Origin of the sequence: Mammaliicoccus sp. J-M40, from assembly GCF_022386395.1 — a bacterium.
GTDB classification, from domain to species: domain Bacteria; phylum Bacillota; class Bacilli; order Staphylococcales; family Staphylococcaceae; genus Mammaliicoccus; species Mammaliicoccus lentus.
Genome location: NZ_JAJNIQ010000022.1, coordinates 1 through 8,462, shown reverse-complemented (window position 1 = coordinate 8,462; position 8,462 = coordinate 1). Strand labels below are relative to the sequence as shown.

The following is an 8,462-nucleotide window of genomic DNA, read 5'->3' as shown; positions in this document are numbered from 1 at the left end:
ATTGAATAATCAAAAAGAGCAAGGTAAATCTAATATCAATAATTTAAGTAATTTAACAGCTGAAGATATTAGTAATTTTACAAATCAAATTGCGAACGCTAAAGATAAATCGGCAATAGATAAAGCGGTACAAGATGCTCAAATTAAAGATGCAACTAACTTATTGAATAATCAAAAAGAGCAAGGTAAATCTAATATCAATAATTTAAGTAATTTAACAGCTGAAGATATTAGTAATTTTACAAATCAAATTACGAACGCTAAAGATAAATCGGCAATAGATAAAGCAGTACAAGATGCACGTAATAAAGATGCGACTAATTTATTAAACAGTCAAAAAGACAGAGGGCAGTCTAATATCAATGAATTGCCTAATTTAACAGACGAAGAGAAAGCGGAGTTCAATAATCAAATTACAAATGCTGTAGATAAAGCAGCTATCGATAAAGTTGTTGCTAATGCAAAAGCTAAAGATGATAGTAATTTACTTAATGCACAAAGAAATAAAGGTAATTCTACAATTAATGGAATGAGCAATTTAACAGACGAAGAAAAAGCGAATTTCAGTAACCAAATTACAAATGCTGAAAATAAAGCAGCCATTGATCAAGTTGTTAAAGATGCAGAAGCTCAAGATGCACAAAACAAAGCTGTAGCAGACTTACAACAAGCAAAAGAAAATGCACAATCTACGTTAGATAGTTTAGCGAATCTGACTGATGATGCACGTAATACTATTATTACTAATATTAATGAAGCAACATCACCAGAAGATATAGCGAATATTGTAAGCGATGCTAAGCAACAAGATAAAGAGCAATTATTATCAAACCAAAAAGAGCAAGGTAAACAAAACATTAATGATTTAGCTAATTTATCTGATGAAGAACGCAATCAGTTCGAGCAACAAATTACAGATGCAACAGATAAAGCAGCAATTGACAAAGTAATACAAGAAGCTCGAGATAAAGACGCCTCAAATTTATTAAACAGTCAAAAAGATCAAGGTCATCAAGATTTAAATAATTTAGCTAATTTATCTGATGAAGAACGCAATCAATTCGAGCAACAAATTACAGACGCAACAGATAAAGCAGCAATCGACAAAGTAATACAAGAAGCTCGAGATAAAGACGTCTCAAATTTATTAAACAGTCAAAAAGATCAAGGTAGACAAGAGCTTAATGATTTAAGTAACCTGACAGATGAAGAGCGTAATCAGTTTGAACAACAAATCAGTGATGCCTCTAACCAAGAAGGCATACATCAAGCTGTAAACGATGCTAAATTGAAGGATGCAGAGAATAAAGCAATGAAAGACTTAGCAGATGCTAAATCAAATGCTCAAACTGACGTTGATAACTTAACTAATTTAAATGAACAAGAGAAAGCTAATATTGCTCAACAACTTGAAAATGCAACAAGTCGAGATGAAGTGTCTCAAATTTTGAAAGACGCACAAAGTAAGGACGCATCAAACTTATTAAATAAACAAAAAGAACAGGGTACAGTTGATGTTGATGGTTTAACTAATTTATCAGATGAAGAGAAAGAACAGTTTAAACAGCAGATTTCTGATGCTACAGATGAAACTGCTATAAATGAAGCTATAAATAACGCTAAAGCACAAGACATCGAAAATAAAGCAACTCAAAATTTAGAAAATGCTAAAAATGATGCGCAATCTCAAATTGATAATATGGAACATTTAACTGATGAAGACAAGTCGGACATTACACAAAGACTTGAAGATGCAGATAATCCAGAAACAGTAGCAGATATTATTAAAGACGCTTTACAACAGAATGCTGACAATTTACTTAACAATCAAAAAGAGCAAGGTAAGCAACAATTAAATGACTTGAGCAATTTAACTGATGAACAACGTTCAGAATTTGAACAACGTATTACTGACGCAACAAATGAAGCTAGCATCAAAGAAGCAATAAATGAAGCGAAAGCACAAGATGCTGACAATAAATCTGCTAAAGACTTATCAGACGCTAAAGAGAAAGCTCAAACTGATATCGAACAACTTGATAATTTATCTGAAGATGAAAAAACAAATATTAACCAACAACTTAAAGATGCAACTTCACCAGAAGAAGTGGCTCAAATCATTAAAGATGCCCAAAACAAAGATGACGCTAATTTCTTAGATAAGCAAAAGCAGCAAGGTAGCGAAGAGATTAATAATTTAGGCAATTTAACGGATGAAGAGAAAGAACAGTTCAAACAACAAATTACTGATGCATCAGATAAAGCTACAATTGATCAAACAATTAAAGATGCAAAAGCACAAGACGTAGACAATAAAGCATATAAAGACTTATCAGACGCTAAAGAGAAAGCTCAAACTGATATTGATCAACTAACTAACTTAACAGATGATAATAAAACAAAAATTGCTCAACAGCTTGAAGAAGCTTCATCTCCAGAAGATGTGAAGAAAATTGTAGATGATGCACGAAACCAAGATGCTCAAAACTTATTAGATAAGCAAAAGCAACAAGGTACAACTGATATCGATGCATTAATTAATTTATCAGACGAAGAAAAAGAGCAGTTCAAAGAGCAAGTTTCAAACGCTACAGATGAAACAGCTATAAATGAAGCGATTAATGATGCAATAGCAAAAGATATTCAAAATAAAGCAGAAAAAGATTTATCAGATGCTAAAGATCAAGCAAAATCTACAGTTGATGACCTTACTAATTTAACTGAAGACGATAAAATAAATATTAAAGAACAATTAGATGGTGCAACAACTCCAGAAGATGTACTTAATATTCTTAAAGATGCTCAAGAAAAAGATGAAAATAATTTATTAGAAAAGCAAAAACAACAAGGTAACGACGATATTAATGAATTAGATAACTTAACTCAAGATGAACAAGAAGCATTCAACCAACAAATTAAAGATGCAACGACGAAATCTGATATCGATAAAGCAGTACAAGATGCACGTAATCAAGATGCTGATAACTTACTTAATAGTCAAAAAGAGCAAGGTAAAAAAGATCTTAGTGGTTTAAGTAATTTAACGGATGATGAACGTGAAGACTTTGAACAACAAATTGTAGATGCGACTGGTAAAGCGGATATCGATAAAATCGTTCAAGAAGCTAATGCAAAAGATGCATCGAATCTTCTTGAAAATCAAAAAGTACAAGGTGCTTATGATATAAACGACTTAAGCAACCTGTCTGATGAAGAGAAATCTAACTTTAATCAACAAATTACAGATGCAACAACTAAAGAAGCAATTGATAAAGTAATTCAAGACGCTAGAGAACAAGACGCATCAAACTTACTTGAAAATCAAAAAAGTGAAGGTAATAAGACAGTAAATGACTTAAGCAATTTATCTGATGAAGAGAAGTCAAACTTTAATCAGCAAATTACAGATGCGACAACTAAAGAAGCAATTAATAAAGTAATTCAAGACGCTAGAGAGCAAGATGTATCAAACTTACTTATGTCTCAAAAAGAGCAAGGTAATCAAAAGCTAAACGATTTAATTAACCTAACAGATGATGATCGAGCTGAGTTTGAACAACAAATTGCAAATGCAACAGATAAAGAAGCAATTGATAAAGCTTTACAAGACGCTAAGAATAAAGACCTAGCTAATTTAAACGAGAATAAAACTCAAGGTAATAAAGATATTGATGCATTAGCTAATTTATCCGAAGAAGAGAAAAGTATTTACACTCAACAAATCGCTGAAGCTACAACAAAAGATGCGATTGACCTAGCAGTACAAGATGCAAAAGAGAGAGATGCAAATAATTTATTAAGTGATCAAAAACAACAAGGTAATTCAGATATAAGTAATTTATCCAATTTATCGGAAAATGAGAAAAATGAATTTGCTCAGCAAATTTATGATTCTACAGACAAAGATGCCATTGATAAAATAGTACAAACAGCGCGTAAACAAGACGCAACAAACTTACTTAATGAACAAAAAAATGAAGGACAACAAGATATAGACAGTTTGGGTAACTTAACAGAAGAAGACCGTATTAAGTTTGAACAACAAATTACAGATGCAACAGATAAAACAGCTATTGATAAAGTAATCCAAGACGCTAAAGATAAAGATGCAAGCAATCTATTAAACTCTCAAAAAGATAACGGTCAAACAAATATTGATGCTTTAGAGAATTTATCTGACGAAGAAAAAGGTAAATTCAGTAAACAAGTTTCTGAGGCTACAACAAAAGAGGAAATCGATAAAGCAGTAGCAGATGCGAAATCGCAAGATATTCAAAACAAAGCAGATCAAGATCTATCTCAAGCTAAAAAAGATGCACAAACTCAACTTGATCAACTAGCTAACTTAACAGACGAAGAGAAAGAAGATTTACAACAACAACTAGAATCAGCTGAAACACCAGAAGAAGTAGGAAATATTGTTAAAGATGCTAATGAAACTGACGCAAGCAATTTATTAAACAAACAAAAAGAAAATGCACAGACTGAAGTTAATGCCTTAAATGATTTATCAGAAAAAGAAAAAGCAGAATTTAACAAACAAATTCAAGATACAACTACGAAAGCTGATATCGATAAAATCGTTGAAGATGCTACAAATAAATCGGCTGATAATTTACTCAATAATCAAAAAGATAGTGCACAAACCAACATTAATGGTTTAAACGATTTATCTGACAAAGAAAAATCTGATTTCAATAAGCAAGTACAAGATGCAACAACAAAAGAAGAAATCGATAAAGCAGTGGCAGATGCGAAAGCACAAGATATCCAAAATAAAGCAGATAAAGACTTAGCAGCTGCTAAAGAACAAGCTAAAGAAGTTATAGATAACCTGGGAAATCTTAGTGATGAAGACAAAGCACAATATAAAGAAAATATTGATTCCTTAGATAATTCTATGGATATAGCAGAAGTTATTGAAGGTGCTCAAGACCTAGATGCAAGCAATTTACTAAACAAACAAAAAGATAACGCTGCAGCCGATATAAATGGTCTAGAGCATTTATCAGAACAAGAGAAAGAAACATTTAATGAACAAATAGAGAATGCTAAAGATAAAGTTACTATCGATCAAATTGTGCAAAATGCTCAAGAAAAATCCGATGAAAACCTACTTGATAGTCAAAAACAATCAGGCACAAATGATATTAATAATTTAGAGAATTTATCAGAAGAAGAAAAAACAGCATTTAATAATAAAGTGAATGTGGCTACATCTAAAGAAGAAATCGATAAAGCAGTAACAGATGCGAAAGCACAAGATATTCAAAACAAAGCAGACAAAGATTTAGCAGCTGCAAAAGAAGATGCGAAAAACCAAATTGATCAACTTACTAATTTAACAGAAGAAGAGAAAGCAGATTTACGACAACAACTAGAGTCAGCTGAAACACCAGAAGAAGTAGGAAATATTGTTAAAGATGCTAATGAAACTGACGCAAGCAATTTATTAAACAAACAAATAGAAAATGCACAGACTGAAGTTAATGACTTAAATGATTTATCAGAAGAAGAAAAAGCAGAATTTAACAAACAAATTCAAGATGCAACTACGAAAGCTGATATCGATAAGATTGTTGAAGATGCAACCGATAAAGCAGCTGATAATCTTTTGAATAAGCAAAAAGAAAATGCACAAGATAATGTTAATGGTCTAAATAACTTATCTGACAAGGAAAAATCTGATTTCAATAAGCAAGTACAAGATGCAACTACGAAAGCTGATATCGATAAAGCAGTGGCAGATGCGAAAGCACAAGATGCTAATAATTTACTAAGTAATCAAAAAGATCAAGGCCAACAAGAACTTGATAGCTTAAATAATTTAACAGATGAAGAGAAGACACAATATAAAGAACAATTAAATAATACAACTTCTAAAGCAGAAATTGACAAAGTAATTAGTGATGCAAAAGCACAAGATGCAAGTAACTTACTCACTTTACAAAAAGCTAAAGGTCAAGAAGACATCAATAGCCTGAAAAATCTAACAGAAGATGAACTTGCTGAATTTGCCCAACAAATAGAAAATGCTAAAGATAAAGAAACTATTGATAAAGTTGTACAAGATGCAAAAGAACAAGATGCTACAAACATGCTTAATAAGCAAAAGGGTAATGCTAAAACTGATATCAATATGCTAGAGGGCTTATCTCATCGAGAAAAAGAAGTATTTAATAAACAAATAGATGATGCTACTGACAAAGAAGAACTTGATAAGATTGTTCAGGCTGCTAAAGATAAAGCAGAGAAAAACATACTTGATAGACAAAAACAACAAGGTACAAATGATGTGAATAGTTTAGATAATTTATCTGATAAAGAAAAGTCGGAATTTAATAAACAAATTTCAAGTGCAAAGTCAAAAGAGGAAATTGATAAAGTTGTGTCAGATGCAAAAGCAAAAGATATACAAAATAAAGCTAAACAAGATTTAGTAGCTGCCAAAGATAAAGCTCGATCAGAAATTGATCAATTGAATAACTTAACTGATAAACAAAAAGGTAACTTCCAACAACAAATTGAAAAAGCACAAACACCAGAAGATTTGGTAAATATCATCAAAGATGCACAAACTCAAGACGCTCAGAATGCGCTCAACAATGCTAAAGATAATGCTAAACAAAACGTAAATGACTTAGTTAACTTATCATATAAAGAAAAATCAGATTTCAATAAACAAATAGATGATGCACAAACTCAATTAGACATTGATAAAATCGTAAACAAAGCACAAATACAAAACACAGTTAATCTAAATAAAAATCAAGATAGTGCTCAAGATATAATCAATGACTTACCAAACATAGATAACACTGTGAAAAATGATTTTAACAATCAAGTTGACCAAGCAATTACATCTAATCAGATTACTGATATTATAAAACAAGCACAACAACAAGATGCTAATCAATTATTAGTAAATCAACAATCAGAAGGTAATGCGAAGATAAATGCCTTGCCAAACCTTGATGAAATAACTAAACAACAACTACAGAATCAAATCGTACAAGCACCAAATCAACAAGAAATTAACCGTATCGTCAGTGAAGCGAAACGTATAAACAACGGTGCACAACAAAGCAACAAAACCAAAGATAATAAAGGCAATGAAGCATTACCTGATACAGGTGAAGAAACAAATGATTCAAGAAAAACAACAACATTGTTTGGGGCATTATTCGCAGCACTTGGTTCAATTGTTCTATTTAGGTCACGTCGAAAAGATAAAAACAAATAAAAATTTAAAGGGTCTGAGACATAATCAATGTCTCAGACCCTTTTTTAAGATATATACCTAATTCAATTAATTAACTGCTCTAACATCTTCTAAGCTGAATAAATTTTCCATAAGTTCATTGTTATTATAAGTTTTAGAAACAACTTTACCTGTTACGCTTAAATAAATTATATCCTGGTCTATTTTATATACGTAAAATGAAATATTTTCAATATTATTTTCTTTAAGTAAATTGTATATATCCTGTTTTAAATAGTTTGAATAATAAGCTTCAATATTTACTTGTATTCTTTCTTTTTTAACAATTTTTTCGTATATAAAATTTTCTCTCAAAAAGTACTGGATAATGACAATTAAAATTGCTGATAGAATCCCGATGAAATAAAGTCCCGAACCTAAAGCCATACCTACGCCTGGAGTTATCCATAGTCCAGCAGCAGTTGTTAGCCCGTTAATATTTTGATTTTTAATCAATATTGTACCAGCACCAATAAAACTGATACCACTTACAACTTGAGCAGCTACCCTTGATGGATCTAGCTCAACGTTTGAATAGTTTAAAATATCATTAAACCCGTATTTTGAAATGATAATAAACAACGCTGAAGCGGCGGATACAAGTATATGCGTTCTAATGCCAGCTGCTTTCAGTCTTTGTGACCGTTCATAACCAATTATCGCACCACATAATACGGCCAAAAAAATTCTTAAAAATAAGTCTAATTGAAATAGCATAATATCCCTTCTTCCGATATAAAAGAGTGATTTGCAAAAGGTTAATAATACTTATTGTAAAAATATAAATTTTAATTGGCTAATAAATTAAGTAAGCGTAATTAGTAGTACTACTGAAAATTTTAAAGCATATTCAGTTTAACTTCTACTCATAGTATTTATATATACTCGGTTGATAATAAATTAAACAAAAACATACAAAGATTAGCTATGAAACAGAAGAAAAAGTTAATTCGTGATTTTACGTAAAGGTGGGTCTAATAAAGAAATGTTTACTTGGATTAATTAAGATAGAAAATCCAATAAAGGTATGTGTATTTGGATTATTGTGTTAGAAAATCCAATAAGAAGGTGTTTACTTGGATTAACGAGTTAGAAAATCCAATAAAAGTATGTTTACTTGGATTATTGTGTTAGAAAATCCAATAAGAAGGTGTTTACTTGGATTAACGAGTTAGAAAATCCAATAAAGGTATGTGTAATT

2 protein-coding genes are annotated in these 8,462 nt (G+C 31.0%); one reads left to right on the top strand and one right to left on the bottom strand.

The window, feature by feature from the left end:
- The coding region (locus LQ688_RS13725; protein ID WP_239705645.1) for an LPXTG cell wall anchor domain-containing protein at window positions 1-7,243 on the top strand (7,243 nt) is incomplete at its 5' end.
- A 66-nt stretch (window positions 7,244-7,309) separates the two neighbouring features.
- Here the strand turns inward: LQ688_RS13725 and LQ688_RS13720 are convergent.
- Window positions 7,310-7,978 (bottom strand): MgtC/SapB family protein, encoded by a 669-nt coding sequence (locus LQ688_RS13720; RefSeq protein WP_239705646.1) that lies wholly within the window; start codon window positions 7,976-7,978, stop codon window positions 7,310-7,312.
- Window positions 7,979-8,462: the final 484 nt, after the last annotated feature.

Coding starts and splice junctions, on each gene's coding strand:
- LQ688_RS13720 (WP_239705646.1), bottom strand. CDS start 7,978: ATGCTATTTCAATTAGACTTATTTTTAAGAATTTTTTTGGCCGTATTA.